Genomic DNA, 20,154 nt, shown 5'->3' on the forward strand with positions numbered 1-20,154 from the left:
GTCATCGTAGTGGTCTAGTGTGAATGTTCTCAGCTTGATCCTGTATAGCTACACCATTCAATTTGTTTAAGGAGTTGCACTCATCCATGGAACAGTTCAGATTACCCAAAATACCAATGCCATCTGTTGCTTTGCCACAATCCATTCAAGCCGTGCTCGAAGAAGCAGAACAGAAACTGGCTCACAGACCAAAACTGCTTCAATTATTCAAAAACTGCTTCCCTAACACCATAGAAACAACAACCAAGTTGATGGAGGACGGTACGACTTTTGTTATCACGGGAGATATTCCGGCTTCCTGGCTGCGTGATTCCGTGGAGCAGGTAGTACATTACATTCCGTTTGCAAAAGAAGACGAGGACCTGCAACGCATTATTGGCGGGCTGATCAAACGTCATATCCAGTATGTTCACATCGATCCATATGCCAATGCCTTCAATGAGACGGCCAACGACTGGCACTGGAACACCACGGACGAGACCGAGATGTCACCTTGGGTGTGGGAACGCAAATTTGAGATTGACTCATTATGTTTTGTTGTACGTTTGGCCTATTTATATTGGAAGGAAACCGAACTGACCGATATTTTCGATTCAAGCTTCAAAGCAGCGATGCGTAAAATCGTGGATCTGTTCAAAGTCGAACAGCATCACATGGAACAATCTCCATATCGCTTCACACGCAATAACGGTATCCCAACAGATTCCCTGCGCAATCACGGAAAAGGTATGCCAGTCAACTACACGGGCATGATCTGGTCCGGTTTCCGTTCCAGTGACGATGCTTGTGATTTCCACTATAACATCCCTGGCAACATGTTCGCGGTTGTAGCTCTGCGCCAAATGCAGGAGTTTGCCGAGTGGGTGTTCCGGGATATGGAACTTTTGCAGGAATTGAAGGATCTGGAGCAGGACGTGGATCACGGCATTCAGCTGTACGGGATTTATCGTCATCCCGAATTTGGACCAATCTATGCGTACGAGACGGACGGTTATGGCAACCACTGTCTCATGGACGATGCGGGTACACCGGGACTCATGTCCATTCCATATCTGGGTTACGTCACAGCGGATGATCCGATCTACCAGAACACGCGCCGCTTCGCTCTGAGCAAAGAGAACCCGTTCTATTATGAAGGCAAGGTTGCCAAAGGGATCGGAAGTCCGCACACACCACCAGATTACATCTGGCATATGGGATTGTCCATGCAAGGACTGACTGCACAGTCTGCCGAGGAGAAACTGGAGATTATTCGCATGCTTGAAGCGACAGATGCGGATACAGGTTATATGCATGAAGGCTTCCACGCCGATGATCCAACGATTTTTACACGAAAATGGTTTGCATGGTCCAACAGCCTGTTCTCCCAGTTGGTCTATAAATCCATGAAGGATGGCCTGTTATGAGTATCCAACCTAATGATAAAAAGCTGATTATTTTCGCTGATCCTGCGTTTCCAATGGAAGGTGCTTCTCCAACTCAGGAGGCCCTGAATACATGGAAAGCAGTAGAAGAGATCACCGTTGTAAACGCCGAAGAACTCGCAGAGACTTTGAAGACTACAGCAGGTGAAGGATGTCTGGTCAATCTGCATGCACCCTATTTTCCCAAGTCCGCCTGGACGGAGATTGCAGCTTACCTGCACCAGGGCGGAAGCCTGATCAGTGTTGGTGGTGCGCCCTTCAAACGTCCGGTTCGATATGAGAATGGGGCATGGGTCGTAGAGTCCGAGCAGACCGCGTATCACCAGGAACTCTATATTCATGAGGCGTTGAACGTATCTGCTGCCAATGTGCAATCGTATACGTCATCTGAACAGATCCCGCTTTTTGCCGGCAAAGAAGGACTTTTTGAGATTTCAGATACATGGAATCTGGTTCCACATACAACCAAAACAAGTGATCTGCCCCACCAGATGGGTTCATCCGGCCCCATGAGTACGCAGATTTATCCGTTACTTCGTGGCATGAGCAAGGATGGACGCAGCATCGCCGCTCCGGTCGTTCTGTGGGAAAACTCCCGAGGGACGTTTGTTGGTTCACGCTGGATGTTTGTACATCTGCCGCTGACCAACGCATTCTGGACGCAGGATGGCGCTGACGAGATTGTGAAGTGGGCGCAATTCTGTGCGAACGGTGTAACTGAGTTATCCCTGAAAACGAATTACGCTTCGTATGAGCCAGATGAACGGGCTGTACTTACACTTCAAGGCCAGATTTTACAGCGTGCAGGCAGCAGGCGTACAATGTCTGAGCTGTGGACATTCGACATAACGGTCGAGCATGAGGATCGCACAAGTGGCACGACGGAAAAGGTATGGAGCCATCGACTGGAGATGGAACTTTCCGGTGAGCAGCGTTTCGAACGTATACTTCTCCCGGTTTCCATTGAAAGTGGGCTGTATCGGATCGTATGCCGCGCACAGGCACCTGACGGGGAAGTTCGGACCTTGCGTCAAGGCTTCTGGGGACAAGATGCAGCATTGCTGGCAGAAGGGGAAGTGATTACCCGCAGCAGGGACTATTTTGTAAAAGACGGACGTCCTCTCCCTGTTGTGGGCATGACCTACATGACCTCCGATGTGGCACGGAAATTTCTGTTTTTGCCGAACGCAGATGTTTGGGATCGAGACATGGCTCAGATGGAAAAAGCCGGTATCAACTGGATTCGGACGGGAATCTGGACCGCCTATCGCAACATGATGCAGGTGGACGGACATATGGCAGAGGATGTGCTTCGTGCCATTGATGCCTTTATTTTAACGGCAAAACGCCACGGCTTGCAGCTCACATTCACCTTTTTCTCCTTTACACCGGAGACATGGGAAGGCACGAATCCGTATTTGGACCCGCAGAGTGTCGAGGCACAGAAACGTTTCATCCGAAGCATTGTCAGTCGTCACACGCACACAACGCATGTGGACTGGGATCTGATTAACGAGCCATCGATGTTTGATCCGGTGCGCATCTTCTCAGCTGGTCCACGCTCGGCGAGGGATTCATATGAACAGCAAGCCTTTGTCAAGTGGCTTCAGCAGCGTCATCAGACGATTGAGGCGTTGCAGGAGGCATGGAACATGTCACAGAAGCAGCTTCCGAACTTTGCAGCCGCGGTGATTCCGGAGGCGGAAGAGATTAATTTTGATGTACAGGACATGCACAAGGCAAAAAAAGGAACACGCTGGCTTGATTATTGTCTTTTCTCCATGGAAATGCACAATGTTTGGGCAAAAGAGCTTGTAGGTACAATCAAGGATCTGGTACCTGATCATCTGGTCACTGTGGGGCAGGATGAAGCCCTTGGTGCACAGCGTCCTTCGCCTTTCTTCTATGAACGTGAAGTGGATTATACAACGGTGCATTCCTGGTGGTTGAACGATGATCTGATCTGGGACGGCATTTTCGCCAAAACGCCATATAAGCCGAATCTCATTCAGGAGACGGGCATCATGTATGTAGAAACCCCGGATGGACGAGCCAAGCGTACGGAAGAAGAGCTTCGTGGCATTCTCGAACGCAAGTACGCCTATGCTTTCTCGACAGGTGGCGCAGGGGCGGTGCAATGGATCTGGAACACCAACTTTTATATGGATAATGCCAATGAATCTCATATCGGAGCCCTGCGTGCAGATGGTACGGAGAAACCGGAGGCGGATGTGTCTTATGATTTTGGCCGATTCATGCATGGCATTCGTGATCTCTTTGAAGACCGCGAGCTGGAGAATATTGCAGTGGTGTTCCCGTATTCCAATGACTTTTCCAACCGTGCCCTAGCCTATGATGCCACAACAAAGCTTACTCGAGTGATGTCCTATGATTTAAAACTACCGTTCCGTGCGTTATCCGAATATCATCTGGAAGCACTGGAGCAGCAGCCACCCAAGCTGATTATCGTGCCGAGTCCGCACAATATGGACAGCGACGCACTTCAACAATTGCTCACGTTTGCGGAGAAGGAAGGTACTAGTCTGCTCATCACTGGACCACTGGGGCTGGATGCATACTGGAAGGCAACTGACCGGGCAGATCATATCGTAGGCAAACGCAGTCTGGGTAACGTGCAGCGAGAAGAACTGCTGAGTATTAATGGCGTGAATCACCGGGTGACCTATGGACGGCGTCGTATCGCCGAGGTGGCGAAGGAGACTTTGCTTCACAGGGATAAAGGTACACCAGATGAAGTACACGTTCTGCCTTTGGGCAAAGGGAAATTAATCTGGACCCCACTGCCGCTTGAGTTGAACGGACGGGATGAGCCACTTGCTGAATTATATCGTTATGCAACCGAAATTTCGGGCATCGAACAGGAGTTGGAATGGATATCTGGCGGAGATATCGCAGGGATCTACGGCCGGAAGCTGAGTTTTCCAAAAGGGAATCTGTATGTATTTGTATCGGAATTTTCCTTGAACCATGAAGTTCATGTGAGAGATCAACGTACAAGTGTATCGTACGCGTTCCAATTGGAGAAAAATTGTTCGGTGCTGTTTGCCACGGATGCTTCCGGAAAGCTGACTGCGGTGTATCGCCCTGATGTGGTTGAGATTGTACAACAAGATGAAAGAGGTGGGATCACACGATGACCAAGAAAAAGAGAGCACATATTATTTCGCATACCCACTGGGATCGGGAATGGTACTTGCCGTATGAGAAGCATCATATGCGTCTTATTCAGCTCGTCGATTCACTGTTGGATCAGCTTGATGAGGGATCAGACTATAAAAGCTTTTATTTGGATGGACAAACGATTATTATCGATGACTATCTTCAGGTTCGACCGGAGCAGAAGGAACGACTGGAGAAGCATATCCGCAATGGGCGGATTGTGATTGGACCATGGTACATTTTGCAGGATGCGTTTCTGACGAGCGGAGAAGCCAATGTGCGCAACATGCAGGTTGGACATAAGGACGCCAAACGTTACGGCACCCCTTCGAAAATTGGTTATTTTCCCGATACATTTGGATTGGTCGGACAGACTCCGCAGCTGATGCAGCAATCGGGCATAGATAATGTGTTTTTTGGACGTGGTGTGAAGCCTACGGGATTTAATAATACGGTATCGGATGCCGGATATGAATCAAGCTTCTCGGAGCTGATGTGGGAAGGACCAGACGGATCAAAAGTGCTCGGCGTATTGTTTGCCAACTGGTACTCCAACGGAAATGAAGTTCCAGTAGACGAGGAATCGGCCCGCAAGTTCTGGGAAACCAAGCTTGCAGACGCTGAGAAATATGCATCAACGAATGAGTTGTTGTACATGAACGGATGTGATCACCAACCGATTCAGCGAGATCTGCCAGAAGCGATTCGCATGGCTGAGCAATTATATCCCGATATTGAGTTTATTCACTCGAACTTTCCAGATTATCTGGAAGCTTTGAGAGCATCGTCTGAACATGAACTGTCCACGGTCAAAGGCGAACTGCGCAGTCAGCGTACCGATGGCTGGGGAACCCTGGTGAACACCGCCTCGGCTCGTGTGTATCTGAAACAGATGAACCAGCTGGGCCAGACTATGCTGGAAAAAGTGGCTGAACCCCTGGCATCCTACGCCTATCTGCTTGGACATGCCTATCCACATGATCAACTGACGTATGCCTGGAAAACGCTGATGCAAAATCATCCGCATGACAGCATCTGTGGATGCAGTGTGGATGAGGTGCATCGCGAGATGGTGACACGGTTTGATAAGAGCCGTCATGTAGCAGAGGCTTTAATTGAAGAGAGCACCAGCCAGATTACTACAGCTGTCGATACCTCCATATTTGAGCGTTACGGCGAGCAGGCTCGACCTGTTGTGGTATTTAATACAACGGGTTGGGAACGCAGCGGTGTAGTTCAGATGGAACTGGACGCGGCTCGGTTGTATTTCCGGGATGGATTTACATTGGAGGAAATGGCGGCACAGATGAAAGCCGTTGACCTGTCAGATCGCATACTGGTAGATGAAGATGGTAATCACATTCCATGTACGGTGGAGGATCTGGGTCTGCAATTTGGCTATGATCTGCCGGATGATCGCTTCCGCCAGCCGTATAGCTGTCGGCGCGTTCGTATTCGTTTTGAAGTAGAGCATGTAGCTGCGTTGGGCTTGAAAACCTATGCATTGATCAACTTTGCGGATGATGCTAAGCGTGGTACTCCGTCGAAAACGACTACGCTGTTGCGTGGTGAACGTGGCATGGAAAATCAACATATGATCGTCACGATTGCAGACAATGGTTCATTCACACTCACAGACAAACGAACAGGCCGGACTTACAAGGACCTTGGCGTGTACGAAAATGTGGGTGATATCGGCAATGAATACATGTTCAAACAACCAGAGAATGAAGTTGCATTGACAACACAAGCGCTTCTGGCCCAGATTCGGGTCCTTGAGGATACATCATACTCAGCCTCGTTCGAAGTGATTCATCATTGGGAAATACCGGAGTCGGCGGATGAGATGCTGGATCAGGAACAGCGAGAACTGATTTATTATCCACATCGCAAAGCCCAGCGTTCAACTAAAATGATTCCACTTCAGATCCGCACAGTTATATCGCTTAGTCGTAGTGGAAAAGGAGTGCAAATGGAGACAACCTTCAACAATCAGGCGAAGGATCATCGGGTGCGTGCCCTTTTCCCAACGGATCTTGTATCTGCTGTTCATCATGTGGACTCCATGTTCGAAATTGCAACGCGTGATAACACCCCTGCACCGGAGTGGCAGAATCCAAGCAATACACAGCATCAACAGAGTTTTGTGGATGTGAGTGAAAAAGATGCGGGATTGGTCGTGGCCAATTTGGGTCTGAATGAATATGAAGTTCTTCAGGATGGCCGCAATACCATCGCCGTAACGCTGCTTCGTGCTGTGGGCGAACTTGGAGACTGGGGCTTGTTCCCGACACCTGAAGCACAATGCCTTGGTGAACATACGTTTAAAATCGAGATCATTCCGCATGATGGAAATGGTGCAGCGTCAGGTGCATATATCGAGGCGTATCAGTTCCAGGTTCCTTGGACGCTGGCACAGACTGAAGTACACCCGGGTTATCTGACACCTAGTAACACACCGTTTACATGGCAAGGGGACGGCTTGGCGTTTTCCTCACTCAAGGTGAATGAAGATTCCGGCGATGTCATGCTTCGCTGGTTCAATATGACCACCGACTCTGCCACGTTGAATCTTGCTGCATCACAAGCGAATCCACAGCCATTCGAAACGGCATACAAGAGCAACATCCTGGAGGAAGAGGGCGAGATGCTTCATGCCCACAACATAGAAGAGGCGTCGACATTATCATTTGCCAGCAAGGAATGGAACATACAGACATGTTCATGCGAGATCGTTACTGTCGGCTTGCGCCGCTGATAAAAGTTGTTTAAAGAGTCGAAAAACAGACTTTTGAACACACGCTAAAAGGTACAGGACTGGAAGTGTACTATACACTAGACATTACGTACGGTGGCGGAAGGGTTACGCTATTTACCAGATGTATCTGTTGAGTTATTGGTTGTTTTTCTATAGAATGAACAGTAGAATTGCTAATGATCGAAAGTACCTATGCCATCAAGATGGTCGCAGGTACACTTCAATTGTTCATTCTATATTGAAACATTAAGGGGGCTTGAAGCCATGGAATCCTTGGGAGGACTGCTTCAGCAGCTGAACCCTGCCTTTCGTGAGCAATCGCGGCGGATTGCGGCGGATTTGATGGAAAACCCGTACGTACGCGAATTCCGCGCAGGTCATCCTGAACTGCAAGATGCACAGCTCATGACCGATCTGAGCAAGCTGTTTCAGTACGCCAAAGACTCTAAGAACTGTGCGAATTGTCCGGGACTCGACTACTGTCCTAACGATTTTCAGGGCCACTTTTGCAAACTGGAAGTAGAACATTTTAACGGTAAACCCGAAATCATAGATATAAAAGCGCCTTGTTCCAAACATATCGCCCGGCAAAATGAACATATCATTAAGCAACGTATTCGCAGTTTCTATGTGGACGAGCGTGCGCTCAGTGCCGGATACAACGACGTGGAGATCATGGGCAAGGATCGGATGCGTGCTCCGGCAGTGAATCAGGTGCTTCGTTATATTAGGGAGACCAAGGAGAACGGATTATCTCCGCAAGGACTGTTTCTGGAAGGGACATTCGGGACAGGCAAGACGTTTCTGATGTGTTATCTGCTGCATGAACTGGCGGTTGCAGGCCACACGGGTGTCATTATTTATATGCCTGACTTTGTGGAGGATCTGAAATCCATGATCAGTGAAGGGCAGAAGCTGAAGGAAATGACGGATATTTTGAAAAGTTGTGATCTGCTCATCTTTGATGATATCGGGGCAGAGAATCTGAACCCTTGGGTTCGAGATCATGTGATGGGGTCCATTCTGAACTATCGGATGAATCGCAAACCAACGTTCTATACGTCCAATTACAATCTGGATGGGCTTGAAAAACATCTGAGCTTCACCAATCGGGACGGAGAGGAATCGAATAAAGGCCAGCGTCTCATGGACCGGATTCGTCCATTCGTGGATGTCATCTCCGTTCGGGGTGAGAATCAGCGCGGCAAACGTTAAACCGATCTAATTGAACGAAATGGTTCTGGACAAGGTTAATCTTCAAATTATCGGTGGAGCTTTTGATTTAGAAGCTGAGCTGATTGCAAACAAACGATAAGTAGTCCCAAAAAAAGCCTGGCTTTCGCATTGTCGCGAAAACCGGGCTTTTCTGGTCCTGCGTGAGACCTGTGAGTATCCTATTCGGTGATGAATTTGAAGATAACCATACCGAAAAAGATGACTGTCATCAGACCGCCCATGCCGACAGCACCCACGATCAGATCAAACAGATCGTTGCGGGGTTCCTCGTTCACATGTTCACGCGGGTCGCTGATCCGCACATTTGCATCCATGTTATTGCCTCCTTATGGGGAATGCAGCTTGCCCGTATGGGGGCTGAAACCCGGAGTAATTTTAGTATACTTGGAAAAGAAAGCGTTTGTAAAGATTTTGCAGTTGGTATGTCACATCCTGTAATTGTGAAGATTTGATGTTGGGAAGATGAACATTGCAGCGTTCAATTCACAAGTTTGACGTACCTGTGTTATACTGGAAGTGTCGTTCACGACGTTACAGGTTAAAATAAACCGTAAGTATATATAAGGAGGACAATTTCATGGCTATTGTTAACGTATCCGATCAATCCTTCAACGCTGAAGTAGAAGGCGAAGGAACGGTTCTTGTTGATTTCTGGGCGCCTTGGTGTGGTCCTTGTAAAATGCTCGCTCCAATCCTGGAAGAGCTGTCCACAGAAGTTGGCGATGCAGTGAAAATTGCTAAAGTTAACGTGGATGAAAATCCGGAATCTGCTTCCCGCTTTGGCGTAATGAGCATTCCAACTTTGATCTTCTTCAAAGACGGTCAACCAGTAGATAAAGTGGTTGGTCTGAACTCGAAAGATGCGCTCAAAGGAATTATCGCAAAACACCAATAATTTACAGGCTTACACATACGCCTCCGGTTTACATGCCGGGGGCGTTTTGCGTCGAATACCTTTATATAGGACAATATAAAGTAAAAATATTTTTTACACTTGAATGTAGAGTACAGAACCGATCTGAAGAAGCGAAGTGCTCGCGTTTATCCCGGATTCATCTCTGATATATAGTTGGAACTAATTATTTACACAGTAACGGAGAGGACAGAAAAAACCTGAAAAAGCGAAGCGTTCCCCTTTATCAGCAGATTTTTCCCTTGAGAAAAGGGAATGAAAAAAAATCTGGGGATAACAGGGATTGGAAGGTTGTTCTGTCATCGTAGTGTCAGTGTGAATTATCTTTAGTTTCTTATTATAAAAAAAGGTGACTCAGAGACAACCGATAACGGATTGGAAGACGGTACTGTAATCAGAATGGCTTAGTGTAACCTTTTATTTATACTTTCTTCGGGAAGGAGGATTCACCGAATTATGGATCAATTCATAAATGATTTGCAGGATCAGGAGAAGGCATTGGAGCAGATTCGCCACAAGCTCGCTTTGCTTCCAGATATGTCCGGCTGTTACCTGATGAAGAACAGTGAAGGTACGATTATCTATGTAGGTAAGGCCAAAGTGTTGAAGAACCGCGTACGCTCTTATTTTATCGGCAGTCATAACGGAAAGACGCAGCGTCTGGTGTCCGAAATCCGTGATTTTGAATATATCGTGACGGGCAGTAACATGGAAGCACTCATTTTGGAGTGTAACCTGATCAAAAAACATATGCCGCGGTATAACGTGTTGCTCAAAGATGACAAGACATTCCCGTATCTTAAAATTACAAATGAAAAGCATCCCCGGTTGGAAGTAACCCGGCGTGTGCTGAAAGATAAAGCCAAATATTTCGGACCTTATCCGAACTCATATGCGGCACATCAAACGAAAAAACTGCTCGACCGCATGTATCCACTGCGCAAATGTGGTGTAATGCCCAAAGAAGTGTGCCTGTATTATCACATGGGACAGTGTCTTGCCCCTTGTGTAAAGGAAGTGGAGAAGGAGCAGTACGACCAGATTTCCCAAGAGATTGGTTCATTTCTGAGCGGTGGTCACGAAGAGATCAAGAAGGATTTGCAGCGTAAGATGCAGGAGGCCGCGGAGGATCTTTATTTTGAACGTGCCAAGGAACTGCGCGACCAGGTAATCGCCATCGATGCGATGATGGAAAAACAGAAAATTACGATGGCCGATGCCAGAGACCGTGATGTATTTGGTTTTGCCATTGATAAAGGCTGGATGTGTGTCCAGATTCTATATATGCGTCAGGGTAAAATGATTGAACGTCACGTATCTACTTTCCCGTTTTACGGTGAGGCGTACAGTGATTTCATGTCTTACGTAACACAGTACTACAGTGATAATCCGGCATTGCCACAAGAGATTTTGTTGCCGGAAATGCCCAAGGATCTTGCAACGGATAACGACAATTTGGATACGGGTTCTGATGCTGATGGATCGGTACCTGCCGCAGTTACGGTTGAGTTTGAGCAGACGGGACAAGTGGAGCATAGTAACGCTTCCCAGCCACTGGTTGCTGAGACTCGTGCAGCTTACGGAGGTTCCACTGAGGCAGAAGGTGAACAACCTGACAGTATGCAAGAGGATGCTCCAATAATGGATACAACTGATTCAACTGAAAAGCTTCCAGCTGGACTGGAAGACCCAACTCAGGTTGCTGCTGCTTTACAGGAGTGGTTGGAGATCAAAGTGCTCATCCCGCAACGTGGATTGAAACGCCAGATGATCACCATGGCTGTGGATAATGCACGTGTAGCACTGGAAGAGAAGTTCCGCCTGATTGAGCGAAATGAAGAACGGACATCCAAAGCTGCTGAAGGACTGGGACGTTTTATTGGACTGGATCAGCTTCACCGTATTGAAGCGTTTGATAACTCGAACATCCAGGGTACGAACCCGGTATCTGCCATGATTGTATTTACGGATGGTAAACCGGATAAGAAGGAATATCGGAAGTACAAGGTCCGTTCGGTTGAAGGACCCGATGATTATGAAACCATGCGAGAAGTCATCCGTCGCCGTTACGAGCGGGTATTAAAAGAAAACCTGACCCAGCCTGACCTGATTGTGGTCGATGGTGGTAAAGGACAGATCTCGGCTGCGGTCGATATTTTGGAAAATGAGCTGGGGCTGTTTATTCCGGTATGTGGTCTGGTGAAGGATGCGAAGCATAAGACTTCACAGTTGATGATCGGTAATCCACCGGAAGTCATCTCCCTGCCTCGGGATAGTCAGGAATTCTACCTGTTGCAGCGGATACAGGAAGAGGTCCACCGTTTTGCGATCTCGTTCCACCGGGAACAGCGTGGCAAATCAATGGTGACATCACGTTTGGATGCCATTCCGGGTATTGGAGAGAAGCGGCGTAAGCTGCTGTTGAAGCATTTTGGCTCTTTGCGCAAAATAAAAGAGGCCAGCGTCGAAGACTTCCGGCCTCTATCTATTGGTGACAAACTGGCAAATCAGATTATTGCAGCACTTCGTGATGAGGAGTCGTAACATACGGCTTCTCTTTTTGTTTTGGATTGAATTTGTAGACCACATATCCAACGATGGCCGGGAGTACAATCCAGAAGAGTCCGGCAGCCATATTCAGGGCATCACCCATAAAGACCAAGCTGAGTCCCATCAGCAAGCTGTCGAAGATCACATGTGCGAACACAACGGCAATGAAGCCATGACGCAGCATGATCAGACTGAACAGCAATCCAATCACCATCAGCTCAATGGGACGAGTGATTACTGGATAGATCGGATACAATGTGTGTCCAAGTGCCCAAATGATGGTTGGGATCAAACAGGCAATAAACGTGTTACGCACAATCTTCTGCATCATGCGAATGCCGAACAGTCGATAAACAGTTTCTTCACCAATACCGGCCATCCAGGCCATGATCGGGAAGAGCCAGGCATAGGTCATATTAAATGTAGATTGATCTGCTGACGTCGTTGACCATGTGCCAATGCTTCGCTCCAGAATGAAGAACAGGATGGATTGTACACCCAGTAGAATGAATGCCCACAGGTAACCAGCGTACATGCTGTGAAGTACATATTTTCCGTATCCCGGTTCTTTGGCACGAGGCCACGGGTTCAGACCTATTTTACGCCACATGCCGTCACCAGCAACGAGGGACAGATAGATGGTTGCACTCATAACCAGCGTAATACCCGCCTGCATTAACATCAGGAACGCTAACATGAAGCTGGAGAGCCCTTGTGCCTGAAAGAGTGGAATCATGTTCAGCGTACCAATTACCGAAGCTGCGAAATACACCAGCGATAGAATGATCCCGCGTTTGAAAGACGTGTGTGCTCGGGTCAGAATGCTATAGATGATTGCCAGCACACCCAGAACAAAGGTCAGGAATGCATAGCCGCCATAGGTCATCCAATTGGCTTGGCGCGTTTGATCTTTCACATAATCGGTATGGGATTCAGGGACCGAGAAGCCAGGATCGAACGATCGTACCGCACCCTCTTCAAACGTAAAGTTCAGTTCAAGCTTGGAGTTTCCGATGGCTTTTGCAGAATCTGTATACTTCAGTCCCGCTTCACCATCACGAGTATCCAGTTGAAGTGTTGGTACTTCATAACCGAATTCGGTGAGAACGCCAGCCGCCAGCCGTTCTTTCTCGTCGAGGGACATATTGCCTTCAGCAAGCACTTGCGAAGTGGTCGCTTTCCCGGTACTTTGCTCCGCCTCAATGGCAGTATAGAGGGAAGAAGGCAGTTCCCGTTTGAAGCCGACTACTTTTCCTGTTTTCATATGTACGTCAACATTAAGATATCCGCCTTTGTCCTGATCAGGCAAACGAACGCGGAATACATCGTAAGGATAGCTTGTTTCCCACTTCTGGTTATAGGTATCAAGTTGTTTGGTTTTGGCCATATACCCGTAGATATCCGAATGTGTCTGGTAGGTTACCAGGGTTTTTTCATCATCATTTGGCAGTGTATAGTCATCCACAGAAGCTGCGAATGATCGTGCGGATTGCGTCGCCTGCTCCTTGGTTATGAAGGACGTGGACGAAATTTCTGTCGTTTGTGATGAGGTAGCTGGAAAGATCTGAAATACAAAAAATAGAATCAGGCCAATCGCCGCAAGCAACCCCAGCCGCTTGAAGTTAGCCTTGAGTTGCAAAGGCTGCCCTAAGGGATTCATATAATGGTGTTCCTCCTTAATCTAATATGGATATTAAAGTTAACATAGCACAGGCCAAGCACCGAATGCCAATGATGTAACGAAAACAGGTGTAAATCCTTGAAAATGAATGAAAAGCACCGAAAGAATCTGATCTATCCGTCGCTATATCTGAGTTCTTCCCTTTTTGGCTGAATTCGATGCTATTTACACAAAAAACGTTTTGTCTACAAACGTCGCAGCGCTTATAATTTTGAAGCAAATGTGCAATGATTCGCATGTCTTTCGCCCAACAAGGGAACGAATAGAATATATTCCAACTTCATTATATATGTCGTTTTAATCTGAATCATACTTGTTTAACGTTTGGCAACAGCATTTCAAATGAAGAAGGCTCCACGGGTGTGGAGTTATTTTCATTTTAGAAGAGGTGGAAGATACTCAAGTGAAACTGAATGTTCAATGGATGCGATTATCGCCACCCCGTATTCTTGTGTTAGGGTTTGCTGGCATCATATTGGTTGGCACACTGCTGTTAATGCTTCCGGCATCCAGCCGTAACGGTGACAGTCTTGCATTTATTGATGCGCTCTTTACAGCAACTTCGGCTGTTTGTGTCACTGGTTTGGTTGTGGTCGATACAGGGACTCATTTCTCGGTGCTGGGTCAGGTTGTGATCGCGATTTTGATTCAGATTGGCGGACTGGGCTTCATGACGATGTCCACGTTGGTTGCCATTGCGTTCAAACGGCGGATCTCGCTCAGGGAAAGGTTGATTCTACAGGAAGCGATGAACCAAAGCACGATGGAGGGCATCGTCCGGCTGATTCGTAAAGTTGTGATCTACTCACTCATTATCGAAGGGATATGTGGCACGTTGTTTGCCATTCGCTTTTCGTTCGACATGCCAGTCGGACAGGCGATCTATTATGGATATTGGCACGCCATCTCCATGTTCAACAATGCCGGATTTGATATGTTTGGGGATTTCCGCAGTCTGACCGGTTATGTGTATGACCCGTTGGTTAATTTTACAGCGATGTTCCTGATTGTCTCTGGCGGTATCGGTTTTGTGGTGTTGTCAGACCTGGTGGATTACCGCAAAACGCGGAAGCTGTCTCTACACTCCAAAGTTGTACTGTTAATGACTGGATTGTTGATTGTGTTTGGTGCACTTGTCATTTTCGTATTTGAATTTAGCAATCCGCGGACACTGGGTGGCCTGAACTGGGGTGGCAAAATTCTCGGTTCATTCTTTCAGTCCGTTACGCCGCGAACAGCAGGAGCCAATACGGTAGATATTGCCGGACTCAGGCAGGCAACACAGTTCTTTATGATCATTCTGATGTTTATTGGTGCTTCGCCGGGTTCTACCGGAGGCGGGATCAAAACAACGACATTTATGATTATGGCTGGCGCGGTCATCGCGATGATGCGTGGACGTGAAGATATCGTGTTTTTCCGCTACCGGCTCGTACAGGAACGGATCTTCAAGGCGCTTACCATTACATTGCTGGCACTCTTGTTCATCATAGCTGTAACCATGGCACTGAGTACCACAGAAGACGCCAGTTTTATGATGATCTTATTTGAAACGACATCGGCCTTTGGTACCGTTGGATTATCGCTCGGACTAACGCTGAAGTTGACTACATTGGGCAAACTCCTGATCTGTTTTACGATGTTTGCAGGAAGGCTTGGACCGATCACATTAGCGTATGCACTTGGGCAGAAAAAGGGTAAAGAGTTATACAGGTATCCGGAAGGCAAAATGATTATTGGATAAATCTATTTTTAGTGAGTTTTGAAATTGATTTGGATAAGGGGTTCGTGAAGAACAATGAAAACACAGCAGTTTGCGGTGATTGGGCTTGGGCGGTTTGGCTCCAGTCTGGCACAGGAATTAATGGAACTCGGCTACGAGGTGCTCGGGATTGATAAAAATGAAGAAGTCGTCGAAGACATTAGTGAATTGGTCACCCATGCCGTTGTAGCCGATGCCACAGATGAGGAAGTGCTGCGCTCCCTGGGTATTCGTAATTTTGACTGCTGCATCGTTGCCATCGGGGATGATATCCAGACGAGCATTCTCACCGCGATTCTGTTAAAAGAGCTGGGCGTCAAGACGGTCGTGGCCAAGGCCATATCCGTCCTTCACGGACGAGCATTGGATAAACTGGGGATCGATCGTGTCGTTTATCCTGAGCGGGATATGGGCATTCGCGTTGCCCACCAGCTGGTTACCCCGAACTTGCTGGATTACATTGAATTATCCAATGATTACAGTATTGTCGAGATGAAGGTTCCCGCCTGTCTACACAACAAAACACTTTCAACCCTGAATGCACGTGTACGTTTTGGTTGCAGCATTGTGGCGTTACAGAAAGAAGCTGGGGTCATTATCGCTCCGACAGCACTGGATTCGCTTCAGATGGGGGATATCATGGTCATTATTGGTAATAATGCAGATATCGACCGATTTGAAGAAGAGGTTATCAGCCAGGAGAGCTGATAATTAGGATGAGTTAAATAAGGAAGCCAGGGGTTAGAGCCTGGCTGATTCAGATCAAAGCTAAGGCGTCGTAGTCCTCCTTGAGGGCAATGGCGCCTTTGCTGTAAAGAGTGCAGCCGTCTCCTTGACCCATTGTCTGGAGGTCTCGCTGAGGTCTTCCTTTTCCCCATAGATCATACAGGTTGTTCTGCGGGTCTGCTGTAATTGAGGCAAATGAACAGAAACAAGATCATTGTCCGCGAGTAATTGTGGACGAAGATATGACTTGGGCAATAGAGCAGCAGCTTTGGCAGAAGGCAGTAGTCGGATAATCGCTTCAAAGGAATCAATCTCCATGCGAATATCCGGCATCACGGCACAGCGCTGGAAGAGGTCGTCCGTTAATTTGCGGTACCAGGTGCCTTTGGAGAACGTGATCATCGGCAGATCCTGCAAATGTTCCATTCCGGCTTCCTTGCCAGACAAAGGGTGTGTGAGCGGCACAACCAGTTCCAGGTGATCGTCAAAGAGAGGCACACAGTTCAGCCCTACTTCGCTGATGGAGGAGGCGACAATGCCCACATCTGCTTTTTTGTCACGCACAAACGAGACAATCTCATGTGTTTTTCCCGTCAACAGTTTCAATTCTGCATTTGGATGTTTCTCCATAAAGGCATTCACGAGCGGTGGTAACGTGGTTTGAAGTGTCGTCAGACTGGCTCCAAGTGTAATGGTGCTCTGTTCTTCATCTTTATACTGGGCAAGCATGGTGAGGAATTTCTGTTGCTGCTGCTTCTGTTCGATCGCGAAGGTATAGGCGAACTGGCCCACACTGGTTAATTCCAGACGTTTACCACGACGATGAAAGAGGGCTACCCCAAGTTCGTCTTCTAACTTGGCAATTTTGCGTGAGAGTGCAGGTTGGGACAAGTTCAGTAACTTCGATGCGCGGTTCAAGCTGGACTGCTCCACGACCGCCGCAAATGCATCTAACTCCTCAAACATGAACAATAACCTCTTTTCCATGAATGTGATTCTTGCCCTTGCTTAATCGTTTTCCATGTTGTATAGCCTGTAAACCCAATGTTTCACTGCTTATACCTATAGGGTATAACATTTAATAATTATATTGCAATTCCCTTATAAGAAAAAAAGGAGTAACATGGTTCGTGACACAAGTTGTTCACACCTGGGGAAAACGGAACAATTTGTCGAACCTTTTCATGGAAAAGGATTCGTGTCATGATAAGTGAAATTATTTATGAAAACGTTGTATTTAGCGAAAGGGGATCGACATTTTATGAAAGGGTTTTACTCCAGAAAGCTGCACTCCTTGCTTGGCGTCATTCCGCTCAGTTTGTTTTTTGTTGAGCATTTGGTGACGAACTTCTCGGCAGTTGAAGGCGGCAAAGAGGCTTTTGACGGTGCTGTTGCATTCTTGAACAGTCTGCCACTGGTTATTGTTTTGGAAACGCTCCTCATCTGGTTACCGTTGTTCTATCACGGTGTATATGGTCTGTATATTGCTTATCAGGCCAAGCCTAACGTGGGTCGTTATGGCAATGAGCGCAACTGGCGTTACACGTTGCAGCGGGTCAGTGGTGTCATTACGTTTGTATTCGTAATCTGGCATGTATGGGAGACTCGGGTACAGGTTGCGTTGGGTACAGTCACCCACGAAGAACTTGGTGGTGTCATTCATGAGATCGTGATGAACCCGGTAACATTTATTCTATATCTGATCAGTGTGGTTGCGGCATCCTATCACTTTGCCAACGGTCTGTGGTCGTTTCTTGTTAGCTGGGGGATTACCGTGGGTCCGCGTGCGCAGCGTGTGTCCTCTTATGTGTGCATGAGTTTGTTTGGTATTATTTCCATTATGTTTATTGCTTCGTTGTTCGCTTTCCGGAGCATGGATTTCCAAGCAGTAACTTCGATGGTTGATGTAGTAAAAACAGTTCTAGTTTAAGCATTTAGCGTATAAATGCTGACTTATAAGGGAGTGAACAGCAATGGCATCAACGAATGTAATTATTGTGGGCGGCGGTCTCGCGGGATTGATGGCGGCGATCAAATCGGCTGAAGCCGGAGTCCATGTTCATTTATTTTCACTGGTTCCTGTTAAACGATCCCACTCTGTATGTGCACAAGGCGGCATCAACGGAGCGGTGAATACCAAGGGTGAGGGTGACTCCCCATGGGTACACTTTGACGATACGGTATACGGCGGTGACTTCCTCGCGAACCAACCTCCTGTTAAAGCGATGTGCGAAGCAGCACCTGGCATCATTCACCTGATGGACCGTATGGGCGTCATGTTCAACCGGACACCGGAAGGTTTGCTTGATTTCCGTCGTTTCGGGGGAACGAAGCATCACCGTACGGCGTTTGCCGGAGCGACAACAGGACAACAATTGCTCTATGCATTAGACGAGCAGGTACGTCGCTGGGAAGCAGCGGGCCTGGTTACGAAATATGAGAACTGGGAGTTCCTGCAGGCGGTTTTGGATGATGAGGGCGTATGTCGCGGGATCGTGGCTCAGGATCTGAAAACGATGAAGGTACAGACCTTCCCGGCAGAAGCGGTTATTCTGGCGAGTGGTGGTCCGGGTATTATCTTCGGTAAAACGACCAACTCTGTAATTAACACAGGTACAGCGGCAAGTGCGGTGTATCAGCAAGGTGTAAATTACGCCAACGGGGAGTTCATTCAGATTCACCCGACAGCCATTCCAGGGGATGACAAGCTGCGTCTCATGTCTGAATCCGCTCGTGGTGAAGGTGGACGGATCTGGACGTACAAAGACGGCAAACCTTGGTACTTCCTTGAAGAAAAATATCCATCCTACGGTAACCTGGTTCCACGTGATATCGCGACTCGTGAAATCTTCAGCGTCTGCGTAGATATGGGTCTGGGTGTGAACGGCGAGAACATGGTTTATCTCGACCTGTCGCACAAAGATCCGAAGGAACTGGATGTTAAACTCGGCGGAATCATTGAAATCTATGAGAAGTTCATGGGCGATGACCCGCGTAAAATCCCAATGAAAATCTTCCCGGCAGTCCATTATTCCATGGGCGGTATGTGGGTAGATTACAACCAAATGACTAACATTCCGGGGCTGTTCGCAGCTGGTGAATGTGAATATCAATACCATGGTGCAAACCGTCTGGGTGCAAACTCATTGGTATCTGCGATCTATGGTGGTATGGTGGCTGGACCAAAAGCGGCTGAATATATCAAAGGACTTAAAAAATCATCCGCTGATATCCCATCTTCCGTATTTGAGAAACACACCAAACAACAAAGCGATAAATACGAAGGCATCTTGAAAATGCAGGGCACGGAAAATGCCTATGTTATTCATAAAGAGCTTGGAGAGTGGATGACAGCCAACATGACGGTTGTACGTTACAACGACAAGCTTGAAGCCACGATTGGCAAGATCAAGGAATTGAAAGAGCGTTATGGCAAAATCAACATGTACGACAGCTCCGGTTGGAACAACCCTAGCGCAGCTTTCACTCGCCAACTGTGGAACATGATTGAATTGGCAGAAGCAATGACACTGGGCGCACTGCTGCGTAACGAAAGCCGCGGCGCGCATTACAAACCGGAATTCACGGAACGTAATGACGAAGAGTTCCTGAAAACGACTATCGCGAGCTGGTCGAAAGAAGGCCCGAAAATCTCGTACGAGCCAGTAGACGTATCCCTGATCCCACCACGTATCCGGGATTACTCCAAGGATTAAGAAGTACCATACTATTCAGGTAATGAATCGTTAAACACCTGAACGGAGAGGCAGGAGAACTTTGAAGAAGCAAAGCTTCTTCAAAGTTACTGCCATCAAAGTGAAGGAAAGGCCCATAAGAAGCAAAGCGCCTAGCAATGCTTCAGAACTGTAATACTGCCATCCACAATGAATTGGAGAGCAGTTTCCAGCAAAGTGACCCAGTGCA

13 protein-coding genes are annotated in these 20,154 nt (G+C 47.6%); 10 read left to right on the plus strand and 3 right to left on the minus strand.

The genetic code is table 11. The features are described 5' to 3' along the window. Positions 1-86: 86 nt before the first annotated feature. The 4 genes from NSQ38_RS10910 to dnaI all read left to right on the plus strand — a co-directional run bounded on the left by NSQ38_RS10910 (position 87) and on the right by dnaI (position 8,577). On the plus strand, positions 87-1,406 hold the full coding sequence (locus NSQ38_RS10910; RefSeq protein ID WP_339789129.1) for a glycoside hydrolase family 125 protein: 1,320 nt from the start codon (positions 87-89) through the stop codon (positions 1,404-1,406). Then, positions 1,403-4,582 carry a beta-galactosidase gene (locus tag NSQ38_RS10915; protein WP_339789132.1) on the plus strand — a complete coding sequence of 1,060 codons (3,180 nt, stop codon included), beginning with the start codon at positions 1,403-1,405 and terminating at the stop codon, positions 4,580-4,582. The genes NSQ38_RS10910 and NSQ38_RS10915 overlap by 4 nt, the downstream gene beginning before the upstream one ends. Then, entirely contained in the window at positions 4,579-7,362 is a 2,784-nt protein-coding gene (locus NSQ38_RS10920) for an alpha-mannosidase (RefSeq protein WP_339789135.1), read from the plus strand. The genes NSQ38_RS10915 and NSQ38_RS10920 overlap by 4 nt, the downstream gene beginning before the upstream one ends. 264 nt (positions 7,363-7,626) lie before the next feature. After that, the gene (gene dnaI / locus NSQ38_RS10925; RefSeq protein ID WP_339789137.1) at positions 7,627-8,577 is read left to right on the plus strand and encodes a primosomal protein DnaI; all 951 of its coding nucleotides are present in this window, start codon (positions 7,627-7,629) and stop codon (positions 8,575-8,577) included. Between the two features lie 179 nt (positions 8,578-8,756). On the opposite strand, the gene NSQ38_RS10930 is transcribed toward dnaI, so the two are convergent. Continuing rightward, positions 8,757-8,912: a YqzM family protein gene (locus tag NSQ38_RS10930; RefSeq protein ID WP_339789139.1), complete on the minus strand. Its 156-nt coding sequence runs from the start codon at positions 8,910-8,912 to the stop codon at positions 8,757-8,759. Between the two features lie 263 nt (positions 8,913-9,175). On the opposite strand from NSQ38_RS10930, the gene trxA reads away from it, so the two are divergent. After that, on the plus strand, positions 9,176-9,493 hold the full coding sequence (gene trxA, locus NSQ38_RS10935; RefSeq protein ID WP_017692451.1) for a thioredoxin: 318 nt from the start codon (positions 9,176-9,178) through the stop codon (positions 9,491-9,493). Positions 9,494-9,967: 474 nt separating this feature from the next. Then, positions 9,968-12,055 carry an excinuclease ABC subunit UvrC gene (gene uvrC, locus NSQ38_RS10940; protein ID WP_339789141.1) on the plus strand — a complete coding sequence of 696 codons (2,088 nt, stop codon included), beginning with the start codon at positions 9,968-9,970 and terminating at the stop codon, positions 12,053-12,055. Here the strand turns inward: uvrC and NSQ38_RS10945 are convergent. Then, positions 12,024-13,721: a type II CAAX endopeptidase family protein gene (locus NSQ38_RS10945; protein WP_339789144.1), complete on the minus strand. Its 1,698-nt coding sequence runs from the start codon at positions 13,719-13,721 to the stop codon at positions 12,024-12,026. The two genes, uvrC and NSQ38_RS10945, sit on opposite strands and share 32 nt — an antisense overlap. A gap of 424 nt (positions 13,722-14,145) precedes the next feature. On the opposite strand from NSQ38_RS10945, the gene NSQ38_RS10950 reads away from it, so the two are divergent. Beyond that, entirely contained in the window at positions 14,146-15,486 is a 1,341-nt protein-coding gene (locus NSQ38_RS10950; RefSeq protein ID WP_339789146.1) for a TrkH family potassium uptake protein, read from the plus strand. A 54-nt stretch (positions 15,487-15,540) separates the two neighbouring features. After that, positions 15,541-16,212 carry a TrkA family potassium uptake protein gene (locus NSQ38_RS10955; protein ID WP_017692455.1) on the plus strand — a complete coding sequence of 224 codons (672 nt, stop codon included), beginning with the start codon at positions 15,541-15,543 and terminating at the stop codon, positions 16,210-16,212. Between the two features lie 60 nt (positions 16,213-16,272). Here NSQ38_RS10955 and NSQ38_RS10960 read toward each other — a convergent pair whose 3' ends face one another. Then, positions 16,273-17,196, minus strand: coding sequence for a LysR family transcriptional regulator (locus NSQ38_RS10960; RefSeq protein ID WP_339789148.1), 924 nt, complete (start codon positions 17,194-17,196; stop codon positions 16,273-16,275). Positions 17,197-17,491: 295 nt separating this feature from the next. Between NSQ38_RS10960 and NSQ38_RS10965 the strand changes: the two genes are divergently transcribed. Then, positions 17,492-18,160 carry a succinate dehydrogenase cytochrome b558 subunit gene (locus NSQ38_RS10965; RefSeq protein WP_339789150.1) on the plus strand — a complete coding sequence of 223 codons (669 nt, stop codon included), beginning with the start codon at positions 17,492-17,494 and terminating at the stop codon, positions 18,158-18,160. Between the two features lie 43 nt (positions 18,161-18,203). Beyond that, positions 18,204-19,946 (plus strand): succinate dehydrogenase flavoprotein subunit, encoded by a 1,743-nt coding sequence (gene sdhA / locus NSQ38_RS10970; protein WP_036673387.1) that lies wholly within the window; start codon positions 18,204-18,206, stop codon positions 19,944-19,946. Positions 19,947-20,154 lie beyond the last annotated feature (208 nt).

It is taken from the genome of Paenibacillus sp. FSL R7-0313 (assembly GCF_037969885.1).
In the GTDB taxonomy this organism is placed as follows: Bacteria; Bacillota; Bacilli; order Paenibacillales; family Paenibacillaceae; genus Paenibacillus.

What these genes read in the sequence shown, in the direction of transcription:
- NSQ38_RS10960 (WP_339789148.1), bottom strand. Translation starts at nt 17,196, where the DNA reads ATGTTTGAGGAGTTAGATGCATTTGCGGCGGTCGTGGAGCAGTCCAGC.
- NSQ38_RS10945 (WP_339789144.1), bottom strand. Translation starts at nt 13,721, where the DNA reads ATGAATCCCTTAGGGCAGCCTTTGCAACTCAAGGCTAACTTCAAGCGG.
- trxA (WP_017692451.1), top strand. Translation starts at nt 9,176, where the DNA reads ATGGCTATTGTTAACGTATCCGATCAATCCTTCAACGCTGAAGTAGAA.
- NSQ38_RS10915 (WP_339789132.1), top strand. Translation starts at nt 1,403, where the DNA reads ATGAGTATCCAACCTAATGATAAAAAGCTGATTATTTTCGCTGATCCT.
- NSQ38_RS10910 (WP_339789129.1), top strand. Translation starts at nt 87, where the DNA reads ATGGAACAGTTCAGATTACCCAAAATACCAATGCCATCTGTTGCTTTG.
- sdhA (WP_036673387.1), top strand. Translation starts at nt 18,204, where the DNA reads ATGGCATCAACGAATGTAATTATTGTGGGCGGCGGTCTCGCGGGATTG.
- NSQ38_RS10930 (WP_339789139.1), bottom strand. Translation starts at nt 8,912, where the DNA reads ATGGATGCAAATGTGCGGATCAGCGACCCGCGTGAACATGTGAACGAG.
- NSQ38_RS10965 (WP_339789150.1), top strand. Translation starts at nt 17,492, where the DNA reads ATGAAAGGGTTTTACTCCAGAAAGCTGCACTCCTTGCTTGGCGTCATT.
- NSQ38_RS10955 (WP_017692455.1), top strand. Translation starts at nt 15,541, where the DNA reads ATGAAAACACAGCAGTTTGCGGTGATTGGGCTTGGGCGGTTTGGCTCC.
- dnaI (WP_339789137.1), top strand. Translation starts at nt 7,627, where the DNA reads ATGGAATCCTTGGGAGGACTGCTTCAGCAGCTGAACCCTGCCTTTCGT.
- uvrC (WP_339789141.1), top strand. Translation starts at nt 9,968, where the DNA reads ATGGATCAATTCATAAATGATTTGCAGGATCAGGAGAAGGCATTGGAG.
- NSQ38_RS10920 (WP_339789135.1), top strand. Translation starts at nt 4,579, where the DNA reads ATGACCAAGAAAAAGAGAGCACATATTATTTCGCATACCCACTGGGAT.